A 26,094-nucleotide genomic window follows, 5' to 3' on the forward strand; every position below is an offset into this window, starting at 1 on the left:
CGGCTTTGACTGGGGGTAAAGGGTCCGCCGCGATCAAGCGTTCAGGATTTCGGGCAATCGATCCGAAACCGACAGTAAAAAAGCAAAAGAATTAGAAACGAGAGGAGCGATACATGAACAAGTCCACCTTGGCCCTGGCTGTGGCCGTAGGGGTTATGGCGCAGCAGGCAGGCGCCGCCGGTTTCATCGAAGACAGCAAAGCTACTTTGGGGCTGCGTAACTTCTACATCAACACTGATAACCGCGACTCCGGTGCTCACTCCACCCAGAGCAAAGCTGAAGAATGGGGCCAAGGCTTCGATCTGCGCTTCATCTCCGGTTACACCCAAGGTACCGTCGGCTTCGGTATCGACGCCATCGGCCTGTTGGGCGTACGTCTGGATTCGGGTGGCGGCACCAATGGGGCAACCAGCAGCACTTCGTACGGCGGCACGGTTTTCCCAAGTGAGTCCAATGGCAAAGCGGTTAACAACTTCTCCAGCCTGGGCCTGACTGCCAAAGCCAAGATCTCCCAGACTGAACTGAAGCTCGGCACCCTGCAGCCAAAGCTGCCAGTTATCGTGACCAACGATGGCCGTCTGCTGCCGCAAACCTTTCAAGGTGGCCAGATCACGTCCAACGAGATCAAAGACCTGACTCTGATTGGCGGTCAGATCGAAGCTGTGAAGGGGCGTAACTCCAGCAATAACGAGAACATGGCCATTGGCGGTGCAAGTGCTCGTACGGCTAACAGCAACAAGTTCATCTACGCCGGTGGTGATTACAAAATCACCAAAGACCTGACTGCCCAGTACTACTACGGCAATCTGGAAGACTTCTACAAACAGCACTTCCTGGGCCTGGTTCACAACTGGGCAATCGGCCCTGGCGTGTTGAAATCGGACTTCCGTTATTTCAACAGCTCCGATGACGGCTTGAACGGCCACGACTCGGCTTATTTCAGCAACGGTAATTACACCGGTTTCAATGCTGGCAAGGGCAAAGTCGACAACAACCTTTACAGCGGCTTGTTCCTGTATAGCGTTGAAGGTCATACCTTCGGCGGCGGCTACCAGGTCAGCAACGGCAGCAGTGACTTCCCTTGGCTGAACCAGGGTGACGGCTCTTCGGCTTACATCACCACCGACATGCAGATCGCCAAGTTTGCCCGTGCAGGCGAACGTACCTGGCAGGCTCGCTACTCCTATGATTTCGCCAAGGTTGGCGTGCCTGGCCTGACCGCCGGTGTTGTTTACCTGCGTGGCGACAATATCGACACCGTGGGTAAAAATGGTCTTGAAAACGGCCATGGCAACTCCGAGTGGGAACGTGACCTGACCATCGGTTACGTTGTGCCAGAAGGCCCGCTGAAAAACGTTGGCGTGATGTGGAAAAACGCTATGTGGCGCAACGACATCCCGGGTCAACGCGACCAGGATGAAAACCGCCTGATCGTCAGCTACTCGATCCCGCTGCTGTAATAGCGCGCTCCTGCACCTGATGTAAAAAAGCCCCGTCCGGCATCGCGCCGGACGGGGCTTTTGCGTTTTCGAGTCAGGCCCACCCCCGTAGGCCTTTCCCGAAATTTCCCTCTTTACAGCAACTCAAGGCCTTCTCGAACCTTGCGACCGATGTTCGTCGGGTTGCCGTCGAGCGTCCAGTGAACAGAAGTTTAATATTCACTAATGATCTAGATATCTAGTTATTTATTCTTTTTCATGATGTCGAATCCCGAGCTACAGTTGAGTTCTCCAACAACTCATCAGGAGCAGCATCATGAGCCTCAGACTCGGCGACATCGCCCCCGACTTCGAACAGGATTCCAGCGCCGGCAAGATTCGTTTCCACGAGTGGCTGGGCGATAGCTGGGGTGTGCTGTTCTCCCACCCGGCCGACTTCACCCCGGTGTGCACCACCGAACTGGGCTTCACCGCCAAGCTCAAGGATGAGTTCGCCCAGCGTGGCGTCAAAGCCATCGCGCTGTCGGTCGACCCGGTGGACTCGCACCACAAGTGGATCGAAGACATCAACGAAACCCAGAACACCATCGTCAACTTCCCGATCCTGGCTGATGCCGATCGCAAGGTGTCTGACCTTTACGACCTGATCCACCCGAACGCCAACGACACGCTGACCGTGCGTTCGCTGTTCGTGATCGATCCGAACAAGAAGATTCGCCTGACCATCACCTACCCGGCGAGCACCGGCCGCAACTTCCACGAGATCCTGCGGGTGATCGACTCGCTGCAGCTCACCGACAACTACAAGGTGGCCACCCCGGCCAACTGGCAGGACGGTGAAGAGGTGGTGATCGTGCCGTCGCTCAAGGATGAAGATGAAATCAAACGACGCTTTCCAAAAGGCTATCGCGCGGTGAGGCCGTACCTGCGCCTGACGCCGCAGCCGAACAAGTGAGTCAGTGAGATTTGCGGTGTGGCCATAGTCCAGTCACCACGAAACCACGATGCAGGGGATTTCAGGCCGTTTCGACGGCCTTTTTTTTCGCCTGGAAGAAAGCTGAATTCATATCTCTAAAACGCATAACCAAATGAATAAATATGATTTATGGATATATAAATCAGCTGGTAAGGTCACTCCCATCGAAGCGAGATCGCAACCCGCGAATCGCCTGTAACGTGCAAGGAATTCTCTGAATGCTGGTCGTCTCACTCGGTGGCAGTCCCAGCCAGCGCTCCCGTTCCGGAGTGTTGCTGGAACGCTCGCAACGCTGGTTGCAACAGCAAGGGGTGGAAGTGGTGAGTTATCAGGTGCGGGACTTCCCGGCCGAAGACTTGCTTCACGCCCGCTTCGACAGCCCGAAGGTGCTCGACCTGCTGCAACAGATCGAAAACGCCGACGGCCTGCTGATCGCCACACCGGTTTACAAGGCTTCGTTTTCCGGCGCGTTGAAGACGTTGCTGGATCTGCTCCCGGAGCGCGCCTTGAACCACAAGATTGTCTTGCCGATGGCCACTGGCGGCAGCATCGCTCACATGCTGGTGGTCGATTACGCGCTAAAACCGGTGCTGTCGGCGTTGAAAGCCCAGGAAATGCTGCAAGGCATTTTCGCCGAGGACAGCCAGATCGCCTACGGCGAAGGCAGTGCCGCGGCGCAATTGGCACCAGCGCTGGAGCAGCGGCTGCACGAAGCGCTGGATCAGTTTGTCAGTGCCATGGCCCGCCGGCCGAAACCGCTGGAGCCGGGCTTGTTGAATGAACGTTTATTGAGTGCTCGCTGGAGCATTTAAGCCTCACCGGAACTTGATGTAACTCACCTTACTCAGCCGCTAACGGTTAAGCAGGTGCAGCCAAAACCCAACAGCAAAATAGGAGAGCGCTATGCGCACTGTATTTTTGCGTCGTGGTCTGGTCGCTCTGTTTGCTGCGGCTGTCACCTTCGGCGCCATCACTCAAGCTCAGGCCGAGACGCTGCGAATCGGTTATCAGAAGTACGGCACGCTGGTGCTGCTCAAAGCCAAAGGCACGCTGGAAAAACGTCTGGCCGCCCAAGGCGTCGACGTGCAATGGACTGAATTCCCTGGTGGCCCGCAACTGCTCGAAGGCCTGAACGTCGGTTCGATCGACTTCGGTGTCACTGGCGAAACCCCGCCGGTGTTTGCCCAGGCGGCGGGCGCCGATCTGCTCTACGTCGCCTACGAGCCACCAGCGCCGAACAGCGAAGCGATCCTCGTACCGAAGGACTCGCCGATCAAATCGGTGGCCGATCTCAAGGGCAAGAAAGTCGCCCTGAACAAAGGCTCCAACGTCCACTACCTGCTGGTGCGTGCGCTGGAAGACGCCGGCCTCAAATACTCCGATATTCAAACCGTATTCCTGCCGCCCGCCGATGCCCGCGCCGCGTTCGAGCGTGGCAGCGTCGATGCCTGGGTCATCTGGGATCCGTACCAGGCCGCTGCCGAGAAACAACTGCAAGCGCACACCCTGCGCGATGGCAAAGGCATCGTCGACAACCACCAGTTCTATCTCGCGACCAAGCCCTACGCACAGAAAAATCCCGAGGTGATCAAGACCCTCGTCGAAGAAGTGCGCGCCGTCGGCGAATGGTCGAAGGCCAACCCTGAAGACGTGACCCAACAAGTCGCGCCACTGCTTGGTCTGCCGGCGGACATCACCCTGACCTCGGTGAAACGCCAGGGTTACGGCGCACTGTTCCTGACCCCGGAAGTGGTCGCCGCGCAGCAGAAAATCGCTGACACGTTCTTCCAGCTCAAGCTGATTCCCAAGCCGCTGAGCATCAAGGATGTGATCTGGACACCACCGGCCGCTGTGGCCAAGGCGCAGTAATTCGAATCCCCAAGGAGACCACTCCATGAGCCTCAATATCTTCTGGTTCCTGCCTACCCACGGCGACGGCCATTACCTTGGCACCGCCGAAGGCGCCCGCGCCGTCGACCACGGTTATCTGCAACAGGTCGCGCAGGCAGCGGATCGTCTGGGCTTCGGCGGCGTGCTGATTCCCACCGGCCGTTCCTGCGAAGACTCGTGGCTGGTGGCAGCATCGCTGATTCCGGTGACACAGCGCCTGAAGTTCCTCGTTGCCCTGCGCCCCGGGATCATTTCCCCGACGGTGGCAGCGCGCCAGGCCGCCACGCTGGATCGTCTGTCCGGCGGTCGTGCGCTGTTCAACCTGGTGACCGGCGGTGACCCGGAGGAGTTGGCCGGCGACGGCCTGTTTCTCGATCACGAGGCGCGCTATCAGGCCTCGGTGGAGTTCACCCGGATCTGGCGTCGGGTGCTGGAAGGCGAGACCGTCGATTACGACGGTGAACACATCAGCGTGAAGGGTGCCAAGCTGCTCTATCCGCCGATCCAGCAGCCGCGTCCGCCGCTGTACTTCGGTGGCTCGTCGGAAGCGGCGCAGGACCTGGCCGCTGAACAGGTCGAGATGGTCCTGACCTGGGGCGAGCCGCCAGCAGCCGTCGCCGAGAAGATTGCGCAGGTGCGCGCCAAAGCCGCCAGGCTCGGACGCACCGTGCGCTTCGGTATTCGTCTGCATGTGATCGTGCGGGAAACCAACGCTGAAGCGTGGCAAGCGGCGGATCGCCTGATCTCGCATCTGGACGACGACACCATCAAGCGTGCGCAGGCATCGCTGGCGCGCTTCGATTCGGTCGGTCAGCAACGCATGGCCGCGCTGCACGGCGGCAGCCGCGACAACCTCGAAGTCAGCCCGAACCTGTGGGCCGGCGTCGGTCTGGTGCGCGGCGGTGCCGGTACGGCGCTGGTCGGCGATGGCCCGACCGTGGCGGCGCGAGTGAAGGAATACGCGGATCTGGGCATCGACACCTTTATCTTCTCCGGTTATCCACACCTCGAAGAGTCGTACCGCGTCGCTGAACTGCTGTTCCCGCACCTCGACATCGAGCGTCCGGAACAGCCGAAAAGCGCCGGTTATGTCAGCCCGTTCGGCGAGATGGTCGCCAACGACATTCTTCCCAAAGCCGCGTCGCAGAGCTGAGGCGCGCCATGAAGAAAATTATCCACAGCCTCGCGCCCTGGGCGTTGCCGGTGTTGTTGCTGGCGGTGTGGCAGTTGTCGGTGTCGGCCGGTTGGTTGTCGACGCGGATCCTGCCGGCGCCGGTGGCGGTGATCGAAGCCGGCGTCAGTCTGGTGCGCAGCGGCGAGATCTGGACGCACCTGGCCATCAGCGGCTGGCGCGCGGCGCTGGGCTTCACTATCGGTGGCAGCATCGGCCTGGTGCTGGGCTTCATCACTGGCCTGTCGACGTGGGGCGAGCGCCTGCTCGACAGCTCGGTGCAGATGATCCGCAACGTGCCGCACCTGGCGCTGATTCCGCTGGTGATTCTGTGGTTCGGGATTGACGAGTCGGCGAAGATTTTCCTGGTGGCATTGGGCACGTTGTTCCCGATCTACCTCAACACTTATCACGGCATCCGCAACGTCGACCCGGCGCTGGTGGAGATGGCGCGCAGTTACGGCCTGTCCGGTTTCAGCCTGTTCTGGCAGGTGATTCTGCCGGGCGCGCTGCCTTCGATTCTGGTCGGCGTGCGCTTCGCGCTGGGCTTCATGTGGCTGACGCTGATCGTCGCGGAAACCATTTCCGCCAGCTCCGGCATCGGTTATCTGGCGATGAATGCCCGCGAGTTTTTGCAGACCGACGTGGTGGTGCTGGCGATCCTGCTTTACGCCGTGCTCGGCAAACTCGCCGACCTCGCCGCCCGTGGACTCGAACGTGTGTGGCTGCGCTGGCATCCGGCCTATCAGGTTGCCAAGGGAGGTGCGGCATGACGGCTCAACAACCTCCACGCCTGCTGCGCGGGATTCCGCTGGTGGTGCGCAACCTGCAGAAAACCTTCGGTGCGCGGCAGGTGCTGCGTGACATCGACCTGCACATTCCGGCGGGGCAATTCGTCGCTGTGGTCGGGCGCAGCGGTTGCGGCAAGAGCACCTTGCTGCGCTTGCTCGCCGGCCTCGACCAGCCGACTGGCGGCGACCTGCTGGCCGGCGCCGCCCCGCTCAGCGATGCGCGGGATGACACGCGGTTGATGTTTCAGGAAGCGCGGCTGCTGCCGTGGAAAAAGATCATCGACAACGTCGGCCTCGGCCTCAAAGGCAACTGGCGCCCGCAGGCGCTGGCAGCGCTGGAGGCGGTCGGTCTGGCCGATCGCGCCAACGAGTGGCCGGCGGCCCTATCCGGCGGGCAGAAGCAGCGTGTTGCGCTGGCCCGGGCGTTGATCCACCAACCGCGCCTGCTGCTGCTTGATGAGCCGCTCGGTGCGCTGGACGCCCTGACCCGGATCGAGATGCAGCAATTGATCGAGCGCTTGTGGCAGCAGCACGGCTTCACCGTGTTGCTGGTGACCCACGACGTCAGCGAAGCGGTAGCGATTGCCGACCGGGTGATTCTGATCGAGGACGGCGAAGTCGGCCTCGACCTGCAAGTGGAGTTGCCGCGTCCGCGAGTGCGCGGATCGCACCGGCTGGCGGCGCTGGAAACCGAAGTGCTCAACCGAGTTTTGTCCCTGCCTGGCGAGCCGCCAGAGCCGGAACCCGTTTCACCCCTGCCTACGCAATTGCGTTGGGCGCAATGAAGCAGCTTCAAGCGGCAAGCTACAAGCTGCAAGTAAAAGCGCTGTGCTTTTGCTTGCCGCTTGGAACTCGCAACTTGCAGCTTATTTCGACCCCAGGAGAAATATCATGACTATCAAAGCCATCAACGTGCGCAACCAGTTCAAAGGCTCGATCAAGGAGATCGTTCTCGGCGACGTGCTGTCGGAAATCGACGTGCAGACCGCCTCCGGCATCGTCACTTCGGTGATCACCACCCGTTCGGTCAAGGAGCTCGAACTGGCGGTGGGCAGCGAAGTCATTGCCTTTGTGAAATCCACCGAGGTGTCGATCGCCAAGTTGTAAGCCGGTGAGTAAAAAACAATCCCGGAGGGCGTGAGCCCTTCGGGGTTTTTTGTGCCTGATCTGAAAACTGCGGCGCGGCCTTCGCGAGCAAGCTCGCTCCCACAGGTTCGGTGTCGTTCACAGATGTTGTGTTCACTACAAATCACTGTGGGAGCGAGCTTGCTCGCGAAGAGGGCGGTGAGGGCGCTAGAGATTTCTTTTGGGCAGATATGGCGGCAGATACAACCCGATATAGGCATCAAACACCCGCATCCCTTCCTCGGCCATGCGCGGCGTGATCTGCCCGTGCTGCTGCACCGAGCGCGCATACACGCGGTCGCCGAGCTCCATCGCCAGCGCAAACACATCGACATCCTCCGGCAGCCTTGGCAATTCGAAGTGATGATCGAACAGCTTGTGCATCAGGTCGCCCAGTTCGATGTCGTGCTGGCGGTCGGCCTGGGTCACTTCGGTCAGGCCATGTTGCGCCAGGATCAACTGGCGCGCGGCGGCGTCTTCGTCGTAGATCTCCAGCATCCGCTGTTCGATCAGCCGCGACAGGTCACGCCAGTCGCGCAGGGCCTGATGATCGATCGGTGCTTGCAGGCAGGCGCGAAAGGCCGCGTGCACGTCGGCGGTCAGCGCTTCCAGCAGCGCCGGGACGCTGGCGAAGAAGTGGTACACGGAGGAGGGCGGAATCTGTGCGCGCTCGGCGACGCTGTAGATCGACAGACTGGCCACGCCTTCGGCCGCCAGCAGTGTGCGCGCGGCGTCGAGAATCGAATCGATCCGCGCCTGGCTGCGGGCACGGGGTTTGCGGACGGGGGCGGGACGCGTCATGGAAGTCTCCTGCGGGGCAGGGGGCATTGTACGAGCCGGGTTCCGTGTTGTCTTGTCGACCGCTTTCGCTGGCAAGCCAGCTCCCACAATGATCTGTGTAGAGCACACATTTTGAGTACCCAACAGAACCCTGTGGGAGCTGCGGTGCGACGATTCGACTTGCCAGCGATCCGCCGCAGGCGGCCATCCACCCCATCAACAGAGATGGCTGGTTAGTCATAAAAAAACGCCGTGGGCTGCAGGAGCCGACGGCGTTTTATCTGGTTCGCAATCCGTTTAAACGGTATGCAGGTACCAGTTGTACTCGAGGTCGGAAATGGAGTGTTCGAACTCCTCCAGCTCGCTCTCTTTACAGGCGACGAAGATATCGATGTATTTCGGATCGATGTACTTGGCCATCACCTCGCTGTCGTCCAGCTCGCGCAATGCATCGCGCAGGTTGTTCGGCAGGCTTTGTTCGTTCTGCTCGTAACTGTTGCCTTCGACCGGAGCGCCCGGTTCGATCTTGTTCACCAGACCGTGATGCACACCCGCCAGGACCGAAGCCATCAGCAGATACGGGTTGGCGTCGGCGCCGGCCACGCGGTGCTCGATACGCACGGCATCGGCAGAACCGGTCGGTACGCGGATCGCCACGGTGCGGTTGTCCAGGCCCCAGCACGGCGAGTTCGGTACATAGAACTGCGCGCCGAAGCGACGGTACGAGTTGACGTTCGGGCAGAGGAAAGCCATCTGCGCCGGCAGGGTCTCGAGCACACCGCCGATCGCGTGACGCAGCGCGGCGTTCTGCTCGGGATCCTCGCTGGCAAAAATGTTTTTGCCATCTTTGTCGAGTACCGAAATGTGCACATGCAGACCATTGCCTGCCTGGCCTGGGTACGGCTTGGCCATGAAGGTGGTGTCCATTTCATGGTCGTAGGCGATGTTCTTGATCAGACGCTTGAGCAGTACCGCGTAGTCGCACGCCTTGATCGGGTCGGCGACGTGGTGCAGGTTCACTTCGAACTGCGCCGGGGCACTTTCCTTGACGATGGCGTCGGCCGGAATACCTTGCTCTTTGGCGCCTTCCAGAATGTCCTGGAGGCAGTCGACGTATTCGTCGAGGTCGTCGATCAGGTAGACCTGAGTCGAGTGTGGGCGTTTGCCGGAGATCGGCGAGCGTGGCGGCTGTGGACGGCCGTTCACGTTTTCCTGGTCGATCAGGTAGAACTCGAGTTCGAACGCGGCGCAGATGGTCAAGCCCATCTCGTCAAATTTTGCAACAACTTGACGGAGCACTTCGCGCGGATCGGCGAAGAACGGGTCGCCTTCGAGTTCGTGCATGGTCATCAACAGTTGCGCGGTAGGGCGCTTCTGCCATGGCTCGTTGCACAGGGTGTCGGGGATTGGATAGCAGATCCGGTCGGCGTCGCCGATGTCCAGGCCCAGGCCGGTGCTTTCCACCGTAGAGCCGTTGATATCCAGAGCAAATAGAGAGGCCGGCAGGTTGATGCCTTTCTCGTAAACCTTGTGGAGGCTGGTGCGTTCGATGCGCTTGCCGCGCACCACACCATTCATATCCGCAATCAGAAGGTCAACGTACAGAACCTCAGGATGTTCCTTAAGGAACGCGTTCGCTTCGTTAAGCTGAACGGCACGCGGGGGTACCGACATGATGCAACACCTTTGTTGTTAAAAATATCAATCATTGATCTTTTCTAGTTTCAGTCAACCCGAACGGCCTGCCGAAGTCAAGCGAGGCCTTTTTTGCCCTAAAAAAGCGCTGCGGGGGCATTTATGGGGCACTTTGGGGCGGTTTTTTATCCTTGGGACGCTTGGCACCCGCAGGCTTGAGCAGGCCGTGTTGTATTTTTTACGGGGGTGTTGTGTAAAAAAATGAACAAGGCTAAGCTCGGATCAAACCCATAACAGCAATAATACCGGGGTGCTTCATGTCTCGCCTGCCGTTAATCGGCATCACCGACTGCTCGCAACAGTCCGGTCTGCATGCTCATCACATCAGTGGCGATCAATCCGTCCGTAGCGCAGCCAGCAAGGCTCGCGGGCTGTCTATGCCGGTCTCGTCGGCAGCAGCCAGAACGGTCGCGTCCGTTATTCTGGACGTACGGCAAGGCATCCTGTTTATGGCGTCTCCTTTCACTATAGATCCCTTTGAGTCCCAAAGCCTGTGCCGCTCTTCGAGCCGTGCTCATGATTCTGCACGCCTTGAATGTGCACAGGAAATGCAACGCCAGCGTAAAGGGCAGGTAAGCTCCTCTTTCATTGTTGATGCGCGGTGCCAGGCGTAAGCCGGCACTGCGCGCAAGCAAGCACCCTTTAACGCGACGTCACGGCGTCAAACTTTGCCTGACACCCCTGTCAGGAGACTCAGCCCAGAGGCATTTATGAGTAACAACCTCGACCAGCTCACCGATTGGTTGAAAGACCACAAGATCACAGAAGTCGAATGCATGATCGGCGACTTGACCGGTATCACCCGCGGCAAGATCTCGCCGACCAACAAGTTCATCGCCGAAAAAGGCATGCGCCTGCCAGAGAGTGTGTTGCTGCAGACCGTGACCGGCGACTACGTTGAAGACGACATCTATTACGAACTGCTCGACCCGGCCGACATCGACATGATCTGCCGCCCCGACCAGAACGCCGTGTACCTGGTGCCGTGGGCGATCGAGCCGACCGCCCAAGTGATCCACGACACCTACGACAAGCAAGGCAACCCGATCGAGCTGTCGCCGCGCAACGTGCTCAAGAAAGTCCTGAAACTCTACGCCGACAAGGGCTGGCAGCCGATCGTCGCGCCGGAAATGGAGTTTTACCTGACCAAGCGCAGCGACGACCCTGACTATCCGTTGCAGCCGCCGATTGGCCGTTCGGGTCGTCCGGAAATCGGTCGTCAGTCGTTCTCCATCGAAGCGGCGAACGAATTCGACCCGCTGTTCGAAGACGTCTACGACTGGTGCGAACTGCAGGAGCTGGACCTCGACACGCTGATCCACGAAGACGGCACGGCGCAGATGGAAATCAACTTCCGTCATGGCGACGCCCTGTCGCTGGCCGACCAGATCCTGGTGTTCAAACGCACCATGCGCGAAGCCGCGCTCAAGCACGACGTGGCCGCCACCTTCATGGCCAAGCCGATGACCGGTGAGCCGGGCAGTGCGATGCACTTGCACCAGAGCATCATCGACATCGAGACCGGCAAGAACGTGTTCTCCAATGAAGACGGGACCATGAGCCAGCTGTTCCTGCACCACATCGGTGGCCTGCAGAAACTGATCCCGGAATTGCTGCCGCTGTTCGCGCCGAACGTCAACTCGTTCCGCCGCTTCCTGCCGGACACCTCGGCGCCGGTGAACGTGGAGTGGGGCGAAGAGAACCGCACCGTGGGCCTGCGCGTTCCGGATGCCGGGCCGCAGAATCGCCGTGTGGAAAACCGCCTGCCGGGCGCCGACGCCAACCCGTACCTGGCGATTGCCGCAAGCCTGCTCTGCGGCTACATCGGCATGGTCGAGGGCCTCAACCCGAGCGCGCCAGTCGTTGGCCGTGGCTATGAACGCCGCAACCTGCGCTTGCCGCTGACCATCGAAGACGCCCTCGAGCGCATGGAAAACAGCGCGACCATCGAGAAATACCTGGGCAAAACCTTCATCACTGGCTACGTCGCGGTTAAACGGGCCGAACATGAAAACTTCAAGCGCGTGATCAGTTCCTGGGAGCGTGAGTACCTGCTCTTCGCCGTCTGATACGCCGGGCACGGCTGGCAGCAGCCGTGCCTTCACCGATAACAAGGAGAATTGGCATGACCAGCAACAACCCGCAAACCCGTGAGTGGCAAGCCCTGAGCAGCGATCACCACCTGGCCCCGTTCAGCGACTTCAAGCAGCTGAAAGAGAAGGGCCCACGGATCATCACCAACGCCAAGGGCGTGTACCTGTGGGACAGCGAGGGCAACAAGATCCTCGATGGCATGGCGGGTCTGTGGTGCGTGGCGATCGGTTATGGCCGCGATGAGCTGGCTGACGCGGCTGCCAAGCAAATGCGCGAACTGCCTTACTACAACCTGTTCTTCCAGACCGCGCACCCGCCGGCACTGGAACTGGCCAAGGCCATCGCCGACGTGGCACCTGAAGGCATGAACCACGTGTTCTTCACCGGCTCGGGCTCCGAAGGCAACGACACCATGCTGCGCATGGTTCGCCACTACTGGGCGATCAAGGGCCAGCCGAACAAGAAAGTCATCATCAGCCGCAAGAACGGCTATCACGGGTCCACCGTGGCCGGCGCGAGCCTGGGTGGCATGACCTATATGCACGAGCAGGGCGACTTGCCGATTCCGGGCATCGTCCACATCGCGCAGCCGTACTGGTTCGCCGAGGGCGGCGACATGTCGCCGGAAGAGTTCGGCCTCTGGGCGGCCAACCAGCTGGAAGAGAAAATTCTCGAAGTCGGCGTGGACAACGTCGGTGCCTTTATTGCCGAGCCGATTCAGGGCGCTGGTGGCGTGATTATTCCGCCCGACAGCTACTGGCCGCGCATCAAGGAAATCCTCGCCAAGTACGACATTCTGTTCGTGGCGGATGAAGTGATCTGCGGTTTCGGCCGTACCGGCCAGTGGTTCGGTTCGGATTTCTACGACCTGAAACCGGACATGATGACCATCGCCAAAGGCCTGACCTCCGGCTACATCCCGATGGGTGGCCTGATCGTTCGCGACGAAGTGGTGAAGGTGCTCAACGAAGGTGGTGATTTCAACCACGGCTTCACCTACTCCGGGCACCCGGTGGCAGCAGCGGTGGGTCTGGAAAATATCCGGATTTTGCGCGACGAGAAAATTATCGAGAACGTGCGTAACGAAACGGCACCGTATTTGCAGAAACGTCTGCGCGAACTCAACGATCACCCATTGGTGGGTGAAGTGCGCGGGGTCGGTCTGCTCGGGGCGATCGAGCTGGTGCAGGACAAGGCCTCTCGCAAGCGTTACGAAGGTCGGGGCGTGGGCATGATCTGCCGGCAGTTCTGCTTCGATAACGGCCTGATCATGCGCGCCGTGGGCGACACCATGATCATTGCGCCGCCGCTGGTGATCAGCAAGGCGGAGATCGACGAGCTCGTTACAAAGGCACGCAAGTGTCTGGACCTGACCCTCAGTGCGTTGCAGGCCTAAGTGCTAGGCTTCGAGCGAGGGAGCCGCGGCGCTCTCGCTCGATGGTGTCAGAAAGGTCGGCCTTTTGTTGAAAGACCGCCTCCGATCTTGCCAGACTAGCCGCGGTTCCAGTTGTCCGGGTTCGGCCGCTGAACAGAGTGGTTCAAAAAAGAAAAATTTGGAGCATGACGCATGAAGGCATTAGGTAAAAAGCTTGCTGGCAAGACTCTTCTCGCTTTGTCCGTAGCGGGCATGATGGCGGGTGCGGTTCACGCGGACGACAAGGTGCTGCACGTCTACAACTGGTCCGACTACATCGCCCCGGACACCATCGCCAACTTCGAGAAGGAGTCGGGGATCAAGGTTGTCTACGACGTATTCGACAGCAACGAAACCCTGGAAGCCAAACTGCTGGCGGGCAAGTCCGGTTACGACGTCGTTGTGCCGTCGAACAACTTCCTGGCCAAGCAGATCAAGGCCGGCGTTTATCAGGAACTGGATCAGTCCAAGCTGCCTAACTGGAAGAACCTGAACCAGGACCTGCTCAAGGCCGTATCGGTCAGCGACCCGGGCAACAAGCACGCCTTCCCGTACATGTGGGGCTCGATCGGCATCGGCTACAACCCGGAGAAGGTCAAGGCTGCGCTGGGCGTCGACACCATCGACTCGTGGGACGTGCTGCTCAAGCCGGAAAACATCGCCAAGCTCAAGGGCTGTGGTGTGAGCTTCCTCGATTCGCCGACCGAAATGCTGCCGGTCGCGCTGCACTACCTGGGTCTGCCAACCGACAGCCAGAAGAAAGAAGACATCAAGAAGGCCGAGGAACTGTTCCTCAAGATTCGTCCTTCGATCACCTACTTCCACTCCTCCAAGTACATCTCGGACCTGGCCAACGGCAACATCTGCGTAGCGGTCGGCTACTCGGGTGACGTGCAGCAGGCCAAGTCCCGTGCTGCCGAGGCCGGTGACAAGGTCAAAGTCAGCTACGCCATTCCGAAGGAAGGCGCGGGCAGCTTCTTCGACATGGTCGCGATTCCGAAGGATGCCGAAAACGTTGAAGGCGCCTACAAGTTCATGACCTTCCTGCAGAAGCCTGAAGTCATGGCCGGCATCACCAACGCCGTACGCTTCCCGAACGGTAACGCCGCTGCAACACCTCTGGTAGAGAAAGACATCACCAGCGATCCAGGCATCTACCCGCCAGCCGATGTGCAGGCCAAGTTGTATGCCATCGCCGATCTGCCAGCGGCGACCCAGCGTGAATTGACCCGCAGCTGGACCAAGATCAAATCCGGTAAATAAGCCGGTTTGAAGCCGTAACCGCTGGCCGTCGTCGTTTGTGAGGGCGGTCAGCGGATCAATTAAATGACAGGAAGTTTTGCAGGAACGGTTTTTCGAGGGTAAGTTGCGCGCCGGTTTTGTTTCCGGGCAGCCATGGCTGTCATGTAACGCGGGGCAACTTGGGCCCAATTAAATTAGAGGACCTCCACTTGCCTATTTTTTCTTCTTTGCGCAAAGCCCTGCTGGCCACTGCCGGCCTGACCATTGCTGTCGGAGCCCAGGCCGCCGGTACGGTGCATATTTATAACTGGTCGGACTACATCGGCGAGACGACCCTGGCCGACTTCCAGAAAGCCACCGGGATCACACCGGTCTACGACGTGTTCGATTCCAACGAAACCCTGGAAGGCAAGCTGCTGGCCGGGCGTACCGGTTACGACGTGGTCGTGCCGTCGAACCACTTCCTCGGCAAGCAGATCAAGGCGGGCGCGTTTCAGAAGCTCGACAAGGCGCAATTGCCGAACTATTCCAACCTCGACCCGGTGCTGCTCAAGCGCCTGGAACAGAACGATCCCGGCAACCAGTACGCCGTGCCGTACCTGTGGGGTACCAACGGCATCGGTTACAACGTCGACAAGGTCAAGGAAGTGCTCGGTGTCGACAAGATCGACTCCTGGAGCGTGCTGTTCGAGCCCGAGAACATCAAGAAACTGCACAGCTGCGGCGTCGCGTTCCTCGATTCGGCGGATGAAATGATGCCGACCGTGCTCAACTACATGGGCCTGAACGCCAACAGCACCAACCCCAAGGATTACGAAAAAGCCACCGACAAGTTGCTCGCGGTGCGTCCTTACGTGACCTACTTCCACTCGTCCAAATACATCGGCGACCTGGCCAACGGCGACATCTGCGTGGCCATCGGTTTCTCCGGTGACATGTTCCAGGCCAAGCATCGCGCCGAGGAAGCCAAGAAAGGCGTGAACATCGCGTACTCGATTCCAAAAGAAGGCGGCGCGCTGTGGTTCGACATGCTGGCGATTCCGAAGGACTCGTCCAACGTCAAGGAGGCGCACGCCTTCATCAACTATTTGCTGAAACCTGAGGTCATCGCCCAGGTCAGTGATTACGTCGGTTACGCCAACCCCAACCCGGGGGCGGACAAGCTGATGGAACAGTCCATCCGCACCGATGCAGCGGTTTATCCACCGCAGGCCGTTCTCGACAAGACTTACGTGTCGGTCGAGTTGCCACCCAATATTCAGCGTTTGATGACCCGTAGCTGGACCAAGGTCAAGTCGGGCAAGTAAGGCACAAACTATCCTGGGTTCGTCTGCATTGGGCGAACTGCACTGTTTTTTTCTGGGAGTTTCGTAAATGGCAGTTGCCTCCGGCGCCTATAAGAAAGCCCTCGAGGGCGACCAGACACCTAAACAGGTGTTGGTCAAAATCGACCGGGTCACGAAGAAGTTCGACGAGACGATTGCCGTGGACGATGTGTCCCTGGAAATCAAGAAGGGTGAGATCTTCGCCCTGCTCGGCGGTTCGGGATCGGGCAAATCCACCCTGCTGCGGATGCTGGCAGGGTTCGAACGGCCCACGGAGGGGCGCATTTTCCTCGACGGCGTCGACATCACCGACATGCCGCCGTACGAGCGACCGATCAACATGATGTTCCAGTCGTACGCCCTGTTCCCGCACATGACTGTGGCGCAGAACATCGCGTTCGGCCTGCAGCAGGACAAGATTCCCAAGGCCGAGATCGACGCCCGCGTAGCTGAAATGCTCAAGCTGGTGCAGATGAGCCAGTACGCCAAGCGCAAGCCGCATCAACTGTCCGGCGGTCAGCGGCAGCGCGTGGCGCTGGCGCGTTCCCTGGCCAAGCGGCCGAAGCTGCTGTTGCTCGATGAGCCGATGGGCGCACTGGACAAAAAACTGCGGTCGCAGATGCAACTGGAGCTGGTGGAGATCATCGAGCGCGTGGGCGTGACCTGCGTGATGGTGACCCACGACCAGGAAGAGGCCATGACCATGGCCGAGCGCATCGCGATCATGCACCTGGGCTGGATCGCCCAGATCGGCAGCCCGATCGACATCTACGAAACCCCGACCAGCCGTCTGGTCTGCGAATTCATCGGCAACGTGAACATCTTCGAAGGCGAAGTGATCGACGACGCCGAAGGCCACGCGACCATCACCTGCAAGGACCTCGACCGGCAGATCTACGTCGGCCACGGCATCAGCACGTCGGTGCAGGACAAATCGGTCACCTACGCGATCCGTCCGGAGAAACTGCTGGTCACCGCCGATCAGCCGACCTGCGAATACAACTGGTCGAGCGGCAAGGTGCATGACATCGCCTACCTGGGCGGTCACTCGGTGTTCTACGTCGAGTTGCCGAGCGGCAAGCTGGTGCAATCGTTCGTCGCCAATGCCGAACGCCGCGGCGCCCGCCCGACCTGGGGTGACCAGGTTTACGTGTGGTGGGAAGACGACAGCGGCGTGGTACTTCGCTCATGAACATGCGCAAATTCAAACGCCGCCTCAATCGAATAATTCCCGGTGGCCGCCAACTGGTCATCGGGGTCCCGTTCATCTGGCTGTTTCTGTTCTTCATGCTGCCGTTCTTCATCGTGCTGAAGATCAGCTTCGCCGAAGCCGACGTGGCCATCCCGCCGTACACCCAGATCTACACCTTCGCCGAGCAGAAGCTGCAGTTGCTGCTGAACCTGGGCAACTACGCGATGCTCGGCGACGACGAGTTGTACATTGCCGCGTACCTCGGCTCGCTGAAGATGGCGTTTTTCAGCACCCTTCTCTGCCTGCTGATCGGCTACCCGATGGCCTACGCCATCGCCAGTGCCCGTAAAGAGCTGCAAACGGTGCTGGTGCTGCTGATCATGATGCCGACCTGGACCGCGATCCTGATCCGCGTTTACGCGTGGATGGGCATCCTCAGCAACAACGGCCTGCTCAACGGGTTCCTGATGAGCATGGGCCTGATCGACGAGCCGCTGCAGATCCTCAATACCAACCTCGCCGTGTACATCGGTGTGGTCTATTCGTATCTGCCGTTCATGATCCTGCCGCTGTACGCCAACCTCGTAAAACACGACACCAGTCTGCTGGAAGCGGCGTCGGACCTCGGTTCGAGCACCTTCAACAGCTTCTGGAAAATCACCGTGCCGCTGTCGAAAAACGGCATCATCGCCGGCTGCATGCTGGTGTTCATCCCGGTGGTGGGTGAGTTCGTGATCCCGGAACTGCTTGGCGGCCCGGAAACCCTGATGATCGGTAAAGTGCTCTGGCAAGAGTTCTTCAACAACCGTGACTGGCCGGTGGCGTCCGCCCTGGCGGTGGTGATGCTGGCGATCCTGATTGTGCCGATCATCCTGTTCAACCGCAGTCAGGCCAAGGAAATGGAGGGTAAAGAATGAAGCGCTTCCGTTTCTCCAGCCTGATGCTGGTTCTGGGTTTGTTGTTCATCTACCTGCCGATGCTGATCCTGGTGATCTACTCGTTCAACGCCTCGAAACTGGTGACAGTGTGGGGCGGCTGGTCGATCAAGTGGTACGTCGGCCTGCTCGACAACACGCAATTGATGGGCTCGGTGTTGCGCTCGCTGGAAATCGCCTGCTACACCGCGGTCGCCGCGGTGGCGCTGGGCACGCTGGCAGCGTTCGTGCTGACCCGCATCACCCGCTTCAAGGGCCGCACGCTGTTCGGTGGCCTGGTCACCGCGCCGTTGGTGATGCCGGAAGTGATCACCGGTCTGTCGCTGTTGCTGCTGTTCGTGGCGATGGCGCAGATGATCGGCTGGCCGCAGGAACGTGGCATCGTCACTATCTGGATCGCCCACACGACGTTCTGTGCGGCTTATGTGGCGGTGGTGGTGTCGGCGCGTCTGCGTGAGCTGGACCTGTCGATCGAAGAAGCGGCCATGGACCTCGGTGCACGGCCGTGGAAGGTGTTCTTCCTGATCACCATCCCGATGATCGCGCCGTCGCTGGCAGCGGGCGGCATGATGTCGTTTGCCCTGTCGCTGGACGACCTGGTGCTGGCGAGCTTCGTCTCCGGGCCGGGCTCGACGACCCTGCCGATGGAAGTGTTCTCGGCGGTGCGTCTGGGCGTGAAGCCGGAGATCAATGCCGTGGCCAGCCTGATTCTGCTGGCGGTATCGCTGGTGACCTTCATGGTCTGGTTCTTCAGCCGCCGTGCCGAAGAGGCGCGCAAGAAAGCCATCCAGCAAGCCATCGAAGAAGGCGCCGCCGATTCGTGGAAACAACCGGACGTACGTCGCGCACCGGCGCCGGAAGCGGCGTAAGCCAATGGGGTTGATTACAGATCTGTGATCAACCCCAATCCCTGTGGGAGCGAGCTTGCTCGCGAAGAGGGCGTGTCAGTCGATGGAAATGTTGCCTGACCCACCGCATTCGCGAGCAAGCTCGCTCCCACAGTTTGTTTCTGGTGATCTTCAAATCCAGGGAGAGTTACGGATGACCTCGACAAAGTTCATCGGCTTGAACCCCGGCTCCTGATCTTTCAATACATCGGTCTTCACATTGCCGAACGTGGTCTGCGGACGATGGCGCAAGCCGTCGGCAAACGCGCAGATGATGCACTCCTTGAACCCTTCTCCGCGCGGATGCGCATGCACCACCGCCTCACGCTGCACGGTGCTGAACGCGGCGTAATCCATGCCCAGCACATCCATCTCGACGCCAGCGGTGACCAGCGCCACCGTCGGGCGCAGATACTTCGGCACGCCTGGCGTGGTGTGCAGGGCAATCGACAGCCAGACCTGCTCGATGTCGTCATCGCTGAGCCCGTACGGTTTGAGAAACGCCGCTGCCGCGTTGGCGCCGTCCACTTCGAAACGCTCGTCATCACTGCGGTGACCTTCGACCAGACCGAGGTCATGGAACATTGCGCCGACGTACAGCAGCTCCGGGTTGTAAGCCAGTTGCTGGCGCTCGCCGCTCAATGCGCCGAATAGAAAGACCCGGCGCGAGTGGTGGTAGAGCAGGTCGGATTCGATGTCGCGGATGTATTCGGTGCTGGCCCGAGCGAGGGCGCTGTCGGGGATTTTGATGCCGGCGATGGTCGTGGTCATGGCAGGTTTCCTCACTGAAACGCCGTTGTGGCGCTGATGGGGAAAGTCTGTTCCCGGCGCTGGAAGCGAACAATCGACCCATGGCTGCGATCCTTGCCAATCCACCTGCAAATCGTGCCAACTCGGATCAGAGACCCAAAGGAGCTTTGCCGCCATGACCAAAACCGTCGCCATCGTCGTGTTCGCCGGCGTGCAGTCGCTGGACGTCAGTGGCCCGATGGATGTATTCGCCGAGGCCAATCGCTTCCTGGCGCCCGAGGATCACTATCGGCTCGAAGTGATCGGCGTCGAACGCGGCCCGATGGCCTGCTCCAACGGTTTGACCCTGAATGCCCATCGGCATTTCAGCGAAGCACTCGACGCCTACGATCTGCTGCTGGTCGCTGGCGGCCCGCAACTGCCCTTCATGGATTTCGGCGCGACGTTCGACGAGTGGCTGCGCGAGGCGTGTGCACGGGCGCAGCGCTTCGGTTCGATCTGCAACGGCGCGTTCATGCTGGCGCGCGCCGGAATGCTGGAAGGGCGCACCGTCACCACGCACTGGAACGATGCCGAGGCGTTGGCCCGGCTGTGCCCGACCACACAGGTTGAGGCGGATCGTCTGTACGTCGAGGACGGCGCGCTCTACACCTCGGCCGGGGTGACGGCGGGGATCGATCTGTCGTTGTACCTGCTGGCGCGTGATCACGGTGCTGAAGTGGCGCTGAGCGTGGCCAAGCGCTTGGTGGTGTTCACTCAGCGCTCCGGTGGCCAGTCGCAGTTCAGTCCGTTCCTGACGCCGCACGCGGAGCCGACGTCGGCGGTGGCAATGGTGCAGCTTTATGTATTGGCCAATCTGACTGGTGATCTGACGATCGCTGATCTGGCCAATGCGGCGAACATGAGTGCGCGCAATTTCTCTCGGGTGTTTGCGCGCGAAGCCAAGGTCACGCCAGCGGAGTTCGTCGAGCGGGCGCGAGTGGATGCGGCGCGGGTGATGCTGGAAAGTACGGCGGCGCCGTTGAAGACTGTGGCGTATCAGTGTGGTTTTCGCGATGCGCAACACATGCGCAGTGTGTTCAAACGCCGGCTTGGCGTGACGCCGCAGCAGTTTCGGCTGAATTTTGCGGTGGCGCTTTAACCCTCACCCCAGCCCTCTCCCGGAGGGAGAGAGGGCCGACCGCGGTGTCTGGCGTTTTACATCGACCTGAAAGACCTTATCGATTATGGATTCGGCAAAGCAGAGTCAGGACGGTGTAAGCCATGAGCATCCCCCCGATCAGTCCCCTCTACCTCTGGGAGAGGGCCAGGGTGAGGGGCTTTTAAGGTGCTGCCCGCGCAGGCAACAGCTTCAACGTACTGCGCGTATTCGCCGTCACCTCTTCGGCATTGAAATGTGCCTGCACATACATCCCGTCGACATACGCTTCAGCCTGATCGTCGTAGTGACTGTCGAACGGCACGCCGCTTTGACCGACCGGGTTGATGGTCAGGCTGTGCGCCGGGTCGGCGAAGTCCACCAGACGTCGTGTCGAGGGCCCGTACGTGACCGGCCATGGCGCCGGGCCGATTCTTGCCGACAGGTTATTCGGCACCTCATGGCTACCTGGCGCGGCGAATGGCCCGACATTGAAAATCCGCTCGAGTGGCTTCTGCTGACCCAGCGGATGACCATGGGTCAGGGTGTGCGCCATGCCCCATTTCCAGCTCTTCGTGTCGTCACCGAGGGTCTGTTTCAGGTGCGCCATGCTCGCCTGCCACGCCGCTTTGACGATGTCGGCTCGAGTCTCCTTGTTCGGCGTGTTGCGGTTGTCCCACCACGGTGAGTCGGCGTTCGCCGCCAGGCGCGGCAGGGCGGCATCGATCACGCGGGTCGACAGCAGCGTGTCGAAGAAATCATTGCCTAGCTCATCACGCATTGCCGCATCGGCCAGGTCGTAGAGGAACTGGTTGAACACCGTGGCACCGACCGAATCCAGCGGATAGTCGCCTTGCCATTGCGCCAGTTGCTCGACCAGCTTCAGTTGCGCCGGATCACTCACCACTTCACGCAGTACCGGCAGCAACGGCGCCAGCGTGCGCGGGCCGTAGGCGGTGGTGGTGCTCAGTTGCAGTTTCTGGTTGGCCTCGTTGTTCCACTTCACGCTTTTGTCGCTGAGTTGGCGGTTGAGCTGTTGGCCCCTGTCAGCCAGGTTGTAGTAACCGGGAATCTCCATGCCGGTCGGCGACAGCGGCTGGAAGTTGGCCGAGACGATATAACCGCGCGCCGGGTTCTCCTCCTGCGGGTTGGCGCTGAACGGGTAGTAACCGTCCTTGTCCGCCTGACCGCTGCTGCCGTCGAGAATGAAGCCCGGTTTCACCCCGGCCGGCCGCTTGGGCAGCAACGCCGATGCCCACCAGGCGATATCGCCCTTGGCGTTGGCATACACCAGGTTCAATCCGGGTGCCTGCACCTTGGCTGCGGCGGCGCGGGCCTTGGCCAGAGTGTCGGCGCGATTGAGCTGGTAGAAACCTTCGAGGATCGGGTTCGGCGTTTCGAGGAACGCCCACCACATGGCGATCGGCGTCTTGCCCGCCGCCGCGCCAAGGGCGTCGTTGACGATCGGGCCGTGGGGTGACTGACGCAGGGTCAGGGTCACCGGTGTCTGGCCCTTCACCTTGATCTGTTGCTCGCTGGTGACCATGTCGGTCCATTGGCCGTGGTACCAGACCTGATTCGGATTATCCGGATTGACCTTCTCGGCGATCAGGTCCAGATCGTCGTTCTGAAACATGGTCAGGCTCCAGCCGAAATCCAGGTTGTGCCCCAGAAATGCAAACGGCACCAGCGCCTGATGATGGCCGTACAACTCGAAGCCCGGCGCCGACAACTGTGCCTCGTACCACACCGATGGCACCGAAAAACGGATGTGCGGGTCGCCGGCCAGCAGCGGTTTGCCGCTCTGGCTGCGGCTGCCGGCGATCACCCAGGCGTTGCTGCCTTCGAACTGAGGCAGGCCGTTGTCGAGCAAGGCCTGCTCGCTGAGGCGGGCGAGGGCGTTGAGGTCTTTCCAGTCAGCTGCCGCAAGGCCTGGGGTGGCTTTCGCGTGCCCCTTGGCCAGCACGCCTTTGGGCTGCCAGTCGAGGTCGAAGACATTCAGGTAATCGGCGCCGAGCTGGTCGCGCACGTAGGTCAGCAGCGGTTCGGTGCGAAACGCGGCGGCAAAGCTGTAGGCCATGTAACCGGCGACGCTGATGCTGTCCTCAGCCGTGAACGGCCGCTTGGGGATGCCCAGCACGTCGAACTCCACCGGCGCGGCGTGGCTGTCCTGATATTGGTTGATGCCGTCCAGATAGGCTTGCAGGGCCTTCCACGCCGGTGACTGTTTATCGAGACTGGCGACATAACTGGCGGCGCGTTCGCGGATGCGCAGGCTGCGGAACAGTTTGTCGGTGTCGAGCAGCTTCGGCCCGAGCACTTCGGCCAGTTCGCCGCGGGCGAGGCGGCGCATGGCTTCCATCTGGAACAGGCGGTCCTGGGCATGTACGTAGCCGAGGGCGCGATAGAGGTCGGTTTCGTTCTCGGCACGAATGTGCGGCACGCCGCGCTCGTCGTAACGCACGGTCACCGAACCTTGCAGGTTGCGCAACTCCACCTGGCCCTGACGTGTGGGTAGTTTGCTGTAGACGTACCAGCCGGCGCCGGCGAGCAACACTAAGATGAGCAAGGCAAGAACGGTGAACACGCGTTTCATGGTGACTCCTTGTGCATGCGGGATTGCCGCCCGTCGGGCTGCAAACAATTAGCACAGACCTTCCGTGCCGTGCATCGCTGTCCTCGAAAAGTCCGGAATGCCTTACTGCGTCACCACCGGCCACGGGCAATAACAACCGACCGCCAGGGTGTGCGTGGCGTTGACCTGGCGATCCTCCGTCAAGGCATTGAGGATCGGTTCAATAAAACTGTTGCTGGAGTTGCAGGTCAGGCCTTCGCTGTAGGGGCCGAAGTACGCCAGTTTGCCGTTGCGGTCCCAGATCGCTACCGCCGGACTGGCGGGGATCTGCTCGGAGCCGGGTAAAACGGTGATGGTTTTCAGGCTGCCGAGGGTGGCGGGTAACTGGCCGTGGCTGCCGGCCTTCTGCACGGCAAAGAACTCGACGCCTTTGCTGCCGAAGTGCTCGACCATCTCGGTCAGGTGTTGCTGATTGCCGACGTTGCACGGGCAGGCCGGGTCCCAGAAGTGCACCAGGCGAATCGGCCCCGGGCCGGACAGTTCATCCGGCAGGCGCAACGGGTCGCCGGAAAACACCGCCGTGTGTTCGCTGAACGCGCGCAGATAACGCCCCTGAAACCAGTCGTACGCCGCCCACAGCACGCCGGCGCAGACCAAGGCGAGCAGGCTGGCAAACAGTGCGGTGCGGTAGGGCGGGCGCATGGTTTTCGATCCTCGAAAGGTCGGCTAGCTTGCCATGTCTGCCACTACAGATGAATATCGCAGGCCGATAAAGTCTGTTTACCGCTTTGGAATGACTGCATGCCTGACACTTTCGATCCCGATCATTTACGCGCGAGCCTCAAGCCCTTGGTCGAGTGGCAGCCGTTGTCGGACGAGGCCAAGGCCTATCAGCGCTTTTACAAAACCGACTTCCCCGAGCGTGATGTCTGGCGTGGCATGGGCCGTTTCGAGGTCGATGGCTATGAGCTGGTCAGCCACTGCTGGTGGCCGGAGAAGGTCAAGGCGACGCTGTTTCTGTTGCACGGTTACTACGATCACACCGGTCTCTATCGGCATGTGATCGAGTGGGCGCTGGATCAGGATTTCGCGGTGATCGCCTGCGACTTGCCGGGGCACGGCCTGTCGAGCGGGCCACGGGCGAGCATTCGCGATTTCGCTGAGTACCAGGATATGTTGCAGGCGTTGTTCGCCGAGGCGCGTTCGATTGCGTTGCCGCAGCCGTGGCATCTGTGCGGGCAAAGCACCGGTGGGGCGATTGTGGTCGATCACGTGCTCAACCATGGCGAGGGCAGCCCGGCGCAAGGTCAGCTGATTCTGTTGGCGCCGCTGGTGCGCCCGCGCGCGTGGGGCTGGTCGCAGCTCAGTTATTACCTGCTGAGGCCTTTCGTGCGGGGCGTCACCCGGCGCTTCAGCGAAAACTCCAACGACCCGGCCTTCCTGCCGTTCCTGCAGGCCGATCCGTTACAGCCCAAACGCTTGCCGACGGCGTGGGTCGGCGCACTGTCGCGCTGGATCATCCGTGTAGAACACGCGAAAAAAAGCCCGCGACGGCCACTGATCATTCAGGGGCAGGCGGACATGACCGTGGACTGGCAGCACAATTTGCAGGTGTTGAAGTGGAAGTTTGATCGACCGCAGATCCTGCTGCTGCCGGAGGCGCGGCATCACCTGGCCAATGAAACGGCGGAGATGCGCGAGGAGTATTTCGAGTTTCTGAGCAAGCGGATCAGAGGGCGCAATCTTCAGTAACCTTACTGACCTCATCGCTGGCAAGCCAGCTCCCACGGATTCTCAAGTGTCCACAAATCCTGCGTTCACTAAAGATCCCTGTGGGAGCTGGCTTGCCAGCGATGGCGGTCTGACAGGCTTTAACGATTACTGGCTGAGACTCGAAGCGCTTTGCCCCACCGCCAGCCCCGCCCGAATCGCTGCCAGCGCCGCCTGATAATAAGCCTTGCCCTCGGCGGACTCGGCAAAGGTCGCGAACTGCTCCAGTTCGTCATCCGACAGATCACGATAAACGTAGAGCAGGGTGTTGTTCATGTCGGCGCCAATCTGCTCCATCAAGCGCTGGCGCTGCCCATTCAACATACCTTGCGCCTGGCCCCCACCGAGCAGGCCGGGGATCATCGAACTCAAGCTGTCGGCCGCCACACCGGCAATCGCCAGGCTCACTTCAGCGCCGGCTTCACGGGCCGGCAACGCCTGGGCGAGGTGGCCAATGATCAGCAGGCGATTGTCACTGGCCGGCATCTTCGGCAGGCCCTTGGCATTCTTCGCCAGTTGATCGCGGCGGGTCGCGAGCAATTCGGCGGCGACGATTTTCCTGCCCAGCGGCGATTGGAAGAAGGCCAGGGCCGGTTTCGGGTCGGCGAGGTGCTGCCGCAGCTGGGCTTCGGCGCGTTGATCCATGGCCTGGGGAGCGAAGCGCTGGTTGCTGTTGTTGACCAGCGCCTGAAACACGGCGGGTGGCAGGCTGTTCTGATAGCGCTGCTGTGCGGCACTGAGGGCGTCATTGAAGTGCGCACGTTGATCTGGCCAGCCGGCGATCTTGTACAACTGATCGTGGCCGTCCGCCCAGGCGGGCAAAACGCAGAACATCAACAGTGAAAAAAGCAAACGGCGCATAGGGACTCCTGTCAGCAGCGGACTATTCTCCGTGCGGTGCCGGT

General features: G+C 60.5%; 24 protein-coding genes. 18 read left to right on the forward strand and 6 right to left on the reverse strand.

Features of this window, described 5'->3' with window-relative positions; all coding sequences use genetic code 11:
* Window positions 1–113: 113 nt before the first annotated feature.
* The 8 genes from PseuLF5_RS14165 (at window position 114) to PseuLF5_RS14200 (ending at window position 7,374) form a co-directional block, all read left to right on the forward strand.
* Window positions 114–1,460: an OprD family porin gene (locus PseuLF5_RS14165; RefSeq protein WP_123469680.1), complete on the forward strand. Its 1,347-nt coding sequence runs from the start codon at window positions 114–116 to the stop codon at window positions 1,458–1,460.
* Window positions 1,461–1,755: 295 nt separating this feature from the next.
* On the forward strand, window positions 1,756–2,394 hold the full coding sequence (locus tag PseuLF5_RS14170; protein WP_340133804.1) for a peroxiredoxin: 639 nt from the start codon (window positions 1,756–1,758) through the stop codon (window positions 2,392–2,394).
* 239 nt (window positions 2,395–2,633) lie between these two features.
* The gene (gene ssuE, locus PseuLF5_RS14175) at window positions 2,634–3,227 is read left to right on the forward strand and encodes an NADPH-dependent FMN reductase (RefSeq protein ID WP_085708988.1); all 594 of its coding nucleotides are present in this window, start codon (window positions 2,634–2,636) and stop codon (window positions 3,225–3,227) included.
* A 91-nt stretch (window positions 3,228–3,318) separates the two neighbouring features.
* A complete protein-coding gene (locus PseuLF5_RS14180) occupies window positions 3,319–4,284 on the forward strand; it encodes a sulfonate ABC transporter substrate-binding protein (protein ID WP_007913834.1) in 966 nt (321 codons plus the stop codon).
* Window positions 4,285–4,309: 25 nt separating this feature from the next.
* Window positions 4,310–5,458 (forward strand): FMNH2-dependent alkanesulfonate monooxygenase, encoded by a 1,149-nt coding sequence (ssuD, locus tag PseuLF5_RS14185; RefSeq protein WP_267796555.1) that lies wholly within the window; start codon window positions 4,310–4,312, stop codon window positions 5,456–5,458.
* An 8-nt stretch (window positions 5,459–5,466) separates the two neighbouring features.
* Window positions 5,467–6,249, forward strand: coding sequence for an aliphatic sulfonate ABC transporter permease SsuC (gene ssuC, locus PseuLF5_RS14190; protein ID WP_340133806.1), 783 nt, complete (start codon window positions 5,467–5,469; stop codon window positions 6,247–6,249).
* Complete coding sequence (gene ssuB / locus PseuLF5_RS14195; protein ID WP_128615875.1) at window positions 6,246–7,052, forward strand: aliphatic sulfonates ABC transporter ATP-binding protein; 807 nt, start codon at window positions 6,246–6,248, stop codon at window positions 7,050–7,052. The genes ssuC and ssuB overlap by 4 nt, the downstream gene beginning before the upstream one ends.
* Window positions 7,053–7,158: 106 nt before the next feature.
* Entirely contained in the window at window positions 7,159–7,374 is a 216-nt protein-coding gene (locus tag PseuLF5_RS14200) for a TOBE domain-containing protein (RefSeq protein ID WP_007967989.1), read from the forward strand.
* A gap of 186 nt (window positions 7,375–7,560) precedes the next feature.
* Here PseuLF5_RS14200 and PseuLF5_RS14205 read toward each other — a convergent pair whose 3' ends face one another.
* Together PseuLF5_RS14205 and PseuLF5_RS14210 are read right to left on the reverse strand one after the other, a co-directional pair.
* Window positions 7,561–8,193: a TetR/AcrR family transcriptional regulator gene (locus PseuLF5_RS14205; RefSeq protein WP_123469672.1), complete on the reverse strand. Its 633-nt coding sequence runs from the start codon at window positions 8,191–8,193 to the stop codon at window positions 7,561–7,563.
* 276 nt (window positions 8,194–8,469) lie between these two features.
* Window positions 8,470–9,846, reverse strand: coding sequence for a glutamine synthetase family protein (locus PseuLF5_RS14210; RefSeq protein WP_128615876.1), 1,377 nt, complete (start codon window positions 9,844–9,846; stop codon window positions 8,470–8,472).
* A 278-nt stretch (window positions 9,847–10,124) separates the two neighbouring features.
* Here PseuLF5_RS14210 and PseuLF5_RS28185 point away from each other — a divergent pair, with 278 nt between their 5' ends.
* The 8 genes from PseuLF5_RS28185 (at window position 10,125) to PseuLF5_RS14245 (ending at window position 18,938) form a co-directional block, all read left to right on the forward strand.
* The gene (locus PseuLF5_RS28185; RefSeq protein ID WP_128615877.1) at window positions 10,125–10,481 is read left to right on the forward strand and encodes a gamma-glutamyl-gamma-aminobutyrate hydrolase family protein; all 357 of its coding nucleotides are present in this window, start codon (window positions 10,125–10,127) and stop codon (window positions 10,479–10,481) included.
* Between the two features lie 96 nt (window positions 10,482–10,577).
* Window positions 10,578–11,936, forward strand: a complete 1,359-nt coding sequence (locus PseuLF5_RS14215) for a glutamine synthetase family protein (RefSeq protein WP_007967993.1) — start codon at window positions 10,578–10,580, stop codon at window positions 11,934–11,936.
* A 56-nt stretch (window positions 11,937–11,992) separates the two neighbouring features.
* Complete coding sequence (locus tag PseuLF5_RS14220) at window positions 11,993–13,357, forward strand: aspartate aminotransferase family protein (RefSeq protein WP_123469668.1); 1,365 nt, start codon at window positions 11,993–11,995, stop codon at window positions 13,355–13,357.
* 171 nt (window positions 13,358–13,528) lie between these two features.
* Window positions 13,529–14,638: a polyamine ABC transporter substrate-binding protein gene (locus tag PseuLF5_RS14225; RefSeq protein ID WP_322375268.1), complete on the forward strand. Its 1,110-nt coding sequence runs from the start codon at window positions 13,529–13,531 to the stop codon at window positions 14,636–14,638.
* A gap of 188 nt (window positions 14,639–14,826) precedes the next feature.
* Entirely contained in the window at window positions 14,827–15,924 is a 1,098-nt protein-coding gene (locus tag PseuLF5_RS14230) for a polyamine ABC transporter substrate-binding protein (RefSeq protein ID WP_128615879.1), read from the forward strand.
* A gap of 67 nt (window positions 15,925–15,991) precedes the next feature.
* Window positions 15,992–17,134: an ABC transporter ATP-binding protein gene (locus PseuLF5_RS14235; RefSeq protein WP_103302476.1), complete on the forward strand. Its 1,143-nt coding sequence runs from the start codon at window positions 15,992–15,994 to the stop codon at window positions 17,132–17,134.
* Window positions 17,135–17,169: 35 nt separating this feature from the next.
* Window positions 17,170–18,051: an ABC transporter permease subunit gene (locus PseuLF5_RS14240; protein ID WP_185015842.1), complete on the forward strand. Its 882-nt coding sequence runs from the start codon at window positions 17,170–17,172 to the stop codon at window positions 18,049–18,051.
* Window positions 18,048–18,938 (forward strand): ABC transporter permease subunit, encoded by an 891-nt coding sequence (locus PseuLF5_RS14245; RefSeq protein WP_123469660.1) that lies wholly within the window; start codon window positions 18,048–18,050, stop codon window positions 18,936–18,938. The genes PseuLF5_RS14240 and PseuLF5_RS14245 overlap by 4 nt, the downstream gene beginning before the upstream one ends.
* 150 nt (window positions 18,939–19,088) lie before the next feature.
* Here PseuLF5_RS14245 and PseuLF5_RS14250 read toward each other — a convergent pair whose 3' ends face one another.
* Entirely contained in the window at window positions 19,089–19,727 is a 639-nt protein-coding gene (locus tag PseuLF5_RS14250) for an HD domain-containing protein (RefSeq protein ID WP_128615552.1), read from the reverse strand.
* Window positions 19,728–19,881: 154 nt separating this feature from the next.
* Here PseuLF5_RS14250 and PseuLF5_RS14255 point away from each other — a divergent pair, with 154 nt between their 5' ends.
* The gene (locus PseuLF5_RS14255; protein ID WP_340133809.1) at window positions 19,882–20,847 is read left to right on the forward strand and encodes a GlxA family transcriptional regulator; all 966 of its coding nucleotides are present in this window, start codon (window positions 19,882–19,884) and stop codon (window positions 20,845–20,847) included.
* Window positions 20,848–21,028: 181 nt separating this feature from the next.
* Here PseuLF5_RS14255 and PseuLF5_RS14260 read toward each other — a convergent pair whose 3' ends face one another.
* Together PseuLF5_RS14260 and PseuLF5_RS14265 are read right to left on the reverse strand one after the other, a co-directional pair.
* Window positions 21,029–23,440: a penicillin acylase family protein gene (locus PseuLF5_RS14260; protein ID WP_340133810.1), complete on the reverse strand. Its 2,412-nt coding sequence runs from the start codon at window positions 23,438–23,440 to the stop codon at window positions 21,029–21,031.
* 102 nt (window positions 23,441–23,542) lie between these two features.
* Window positions 23,543–24,121: a DUF6436 domain-containing protein gene (locus PseuLF5_RS14265; RefSeq protein WP_222834093.1), complete on the reverse strand. Its 579-nt coding sequence runs from the start codon at window positions 24,119–24,121 to the stop codon at window positions 23,543–23,545.
* Window positions 24,122–24,220: 99 nt separating this feature from the next.
* Here PseuLF5_RS14265 and PseuLF5_RS14270 point away from each other — a divergent pair, with 99 nt between their 5' ends.
* Window positions 24,221–25,171 carry an alpha/beta hydrolase gene (locus tag PseuLF5_RS14270; RefSeq protein ID WP_222834094.1) on the forward strand — a complete coding sequence of 317 codons (951 nt, stop codon included), beginning with the start codon at window positions 24,221–24,223 and terminating at the stop codon, window positions 25,169–25,171.
* 126 nt (window positions 25,172–25,297) lie between these two features.
* Here the strand turns inward: PseuLF5_RS14270 and PseuLF5_RS14275 are convergent, their stop codons facing one another.
* On the reverse strand, window positions 25,298–26,050 hold the full coding sequence (locus tag PseuLF5_RS14275) for a DUF2059 domain-containing protein (protein WP_128615555.1): 753 nt from the start codon (window positions 26,048–26,050) through the stop codon (window positions 25,298–25,300).
* Between the last annotated feature and the right edge of the window lie 44 nt (window positions 26,051–26,094).

It is taken from the genome of Pseudomonas sp. LF-5, assembly GCF_037626295.1.
Lineage (GTDB): Bacteria > Pseudomonadota > Gammaproteobacteria > Pseudomonadales > Pseudomonadaceae > Aquipseudomonas > Aquipseudomonas monsensis.